The organism is Streptomyces sp. AC627_RSS907 (genome assembly GCF_019049165.1).
The window spans coordinates 1-607 of the sequence record NZ_JAGMUE010000950.1; the positions used below are offsets into that span (position 1 = coordinate 1).

General features: G+C 63.8%; 1 pseudogene. It reads left to right on the forward strand.

The window, feature by feature from the left end:
* Positions 1–483: 483 nt before the first annotated feature.
* A pseudogene (locus KUM32_RS44465) lies at positions 484–607 on the forward strand (AraC family transcriptional regulator); the annotation flags it as partial.

Below are 607 nucleotides of genomic sequence, written 5' to 3' on the forward strand. Positions count from 1 at the left end.
GGCGGCGCGGATGACCGATGAGCGTCGGCGCGGGGTGTGCCGTGGAAGGACCCGTACGGCACCCGCTGGGCCCGTTGTTGACGCCCCGTCCGAAGCGCATACGCCCGTCGACTGACGCGATCGTACGTTTGCGGCCAACTGTTTTCAGCCAACTTCGGAACAAGTTGTCCCTGTTGCCGAAGACCCCCTCAAACCCGCGTCTGACCAGCTAGGAAAGGAGTGTTGGGGGTCCGTACCCCCTACGGGGAGTGGGCATCGGCGAAAGGCGCACTTCCCTACAGGCGCTCCGAGTGCAACGCTTCGTGATCGAATGCTTTACGCCAAGTTGTCATGTCGACTTACGGGCGAGTGGTGAACTGGTCACGGTGACCACACGCGACACAGTAGATTCGATCTTGGCCATGACCGGCGGGGGAACCGTTCAGGACCGAGGGGAAACGTGCAGGACCGAGAGGACGCGACCACCCAGGGGGGCTTAGTTCCATGAGCCAGGACTCCACAACCGTACCGGAGGCCGCCCGAAAGCTCTCCGGACGCCGCCGCCGGGAGATCGTCGCAGTGCTGCTCTTCAGCGGCGGCCCCATCTTCGAGAGCTCCATACCGCTCT